The sequence below is a fragment of the Candidatus Atribacteria bacterium genome (assembly GCA_011056645.1).
Classification (GTDB): Bacteria; Atribacterota; Phoenicimicrobiia; order Phoenicimicrobiales; family Phoenicimicrobiaceae; genus Sediminicultor; species Sediminicultor quartus.
In genome coordinates this window covers 1-2,588 of record DSEL01000204.1, presented here as the reverse complement: position 1 = coordinate 2,588, position 2,588 = coordinate 1, and the positions used below count along the sequence as shown (strand labels likewise).

Sequence of the window (2,588 nt, the reverse complement as noted above, 5' to 3'; positions counted from 1 at the left end):
TAGTAATATAGTAATATAATAATATAGTGTTAGTTATACACAGATAAAAAACTCGTCATAGTTTTACCAAGGTCGATAATAGACAGAAAGAGGAGAGAATCAATAAATGAAAGAAGGTGAAAAATAAAGAAAGAATGCTCTTAATTTAAAATAAAGAATATTTTTTAAGTTGTTTTAAAGTAAATTTTTTCAAGCTCAAAAACAATGTAACCAGAAAAAGTTAAATAATTTCTTTTGACTGAAGTAAGTTAAGAATAATAACCAAAAACTTTTGGAGGATTGAAATGAAAAAAAGAATATTTTTATTAATTTTGCTAATCTCAATTTTATTAATGTTTACAACCATGATTGCCTTAGCTGACATTAATTGGCGTCAATTTGAAGGAGTGGAAATTCGCTTATTAATGAATAAACACCCCTTTACTACATTTATAGAACCAAAAATTCCTGAATTTGAAGAAAAAACCGGAATTAAGGTAATTATGGAAGTTTTCCCGGAAGATCAATTCCGCGATAAACGTCTTATTGAGTTAAATGCGGGAGGAAAAGTTGATGGCTACATGATTATGCCGGGACAAGCCAAACTACACTATTGGAAAGCAGGATGGTTGGCTCCTCTTGAAGGATATATGACTGATCCAGATCTAACAAATATACAAGAGTGGGATTTGGGAGATTTTTTTGCAGGCCCGATGAAAGGTGCCAGAATAGAAGGACACCAGATCGGAGTAGTTATAAATGCTGAAGCCTCTTTGCTCTCATATCGTAAAGATCTATTTAAACAGTTTAATATAAAAGTTCCTGAGACAATGGCAGAATTAGAAGAAACTGCAAAATTTTTCCACAAGAAAATTGTAGATGGAAAAGAAATGATAGGAATTACGCTGAGAGGCAAAGATGCTGCCGCTACTTCTCAATTTGTAGATTTTCTCTATAGCTTTGGTGGCTCATGGACTGACGAAAAAGGAAATGCTAATATTGCCTCACCTGAAAGCGTAGAAGCCTTTAAATTCTACGGTAAGCTACTTAGAGAATATGGACCAAAAGGACCAACTATGTACCACTGGGCAGAGAGTACATCTACTTTTATGGATGGCACTGCTGCCATGATATTTGATGCTAATGTATTTAAGTCTCTTTACGAAAATCCACAAGAATCAAAAGTTGTGGGTAAAGTAGGTTATGCGACTATTCCGGCCGGGTCAGCAGGTAAACTTCCCCATGTTTCTAACTGGAGCCTTGCAGTTTCCGGAACAGCCACACCCGAATGTCAGAAAGCAACTTGGCTCTTTGTCCAATGGGCAACTAATAAAGAAAATGAACTGGGTGCTCTTCTATCTGGTGTACCAGCAGGACGTGAATCAGCTTGGACCGATCCAAAATTTGTTTCTACTGATAATACTCCGGATTGGACGGCAAGCTCTCTGAAATCCTTTGCCATTGGACAACCTCAATGGAATCCGCCTGTTTTAAATGTTTCTGAGATTCGAGATATCGTTGGAAAGGTAATTGTTGATAGCATCGAAGGTAAAGATGTAGCGGATTCTGCTAAAAAAGCTGCTGAATTAATGAATAAAACGATGGAACAATAGTCGAAATAAAAGAGTAGATATAAAATACACTAGAAAATAAAAAATTGTAAAATAAACTAAGAGGGCAGGTTTATAAGCCTGCCCTCTTGCATAAAAAAAGAGCGTTTACATTTATGAAGAAATTAAAAGAAAAGTTTATTAATTTTTTAGACAATCATATTTCTATTGCTTTTCCTGCTCCTGCGATGATCACTTTGTTTATCGTGGTCATTTTTCCTATTATCTATAATATTTATATGTCTTTTAGTAAATGGAAAATCGGGTTAGGTTCCCCAAAGTTTATAGGTCTACAAAATTATTTCGACGCTTTTTCTGACCCCCGCTTTTGGAACGGCCTAAAAGTGATGTTTTTCTTTAGCGGCCTATCTTTATCTTTGGAGATAGTCTTAGGATTACTTATCGCTGTATATTTTAATAAAGAATTTAAGGGAAGTAATTTCGTACAAACTATTTATATATTTCCCTTTGCGGCTACACCTGTAGCCATTGCCTTGATCTGGCGCATTATGTTAAATCCACAAATAGGCGTATTAAACTATTTCTTAAGTCTCGTTGGTCTTCCTGGAAGTCTCTGGATTAGTGATGCAAGAACGGTTATTATTTCTTTAGTGATGGTGGATGTATGGAAATGGACTCCCATGATTACCCTTATTGTTCTGGCAGGCTTAAAATCCCTCCCCAAAGACCCTTATGAAGCAGCTATTATTGATGGGGCAAATGCTTTCCATGTTTTTTCTTATATTACTCTCCCCTTGATACGGCCGGTACTTATTACTGCTCTGACTTTGAGGTCTCTTGATAATCTGAAAGAATTTGACATTATTTATACTATTACTCAAGGTGGTCCTGGTATCGCTTCGGAAACACTTTATCTTTATTCTTATAAAACGGCTTTTAGTTTTTTTAAAGCAGGTTATGGTTCAACATTGATCATCATTGTATTTTTACTAGTATTATTATTTAATGTAGTGATGAATAAAATACGTTATAGAACGG

2 protein-coding genes are annotated in these 2,588 nt (G+C 35.1%); both read left to right on the top strand.

Translation table 11 applies throughout. From position 1 onward, the window contains the following. Positions 1 to 284: 284 nt before the first annotated feature. The gene (locus ENO17_09560) at positions 285 to 1,592 is read left to right on the top strand and encodes a sugar ABC transporter substrate-binding protein (protein HER25278.1); all 1,308 of its coding nucleotides are present in this window, start codon (positions 285 to 287) and stop codon (positions 1,590 to 1,592) included. Positions 1,593 to 1,705: 113 nt separating this feature from the next. Further along, the coding region (locus ENO17_09555) for a sugar ABC transporter permease (GenBank protein ID HER25277.1) at positions 1,706 to 2,588 on the top strand (883 nt) is incomplete at its 3' end.

What these genes read in the sequence shown, in the direction of transcription:
- ENO17_09560 (HER25278.1), top strand. Translation starts at nt 285, where the DNA reads ATGAAAAAAAGAATATTTTTATTAATTTTGCTAATCTCAATTTTATTA.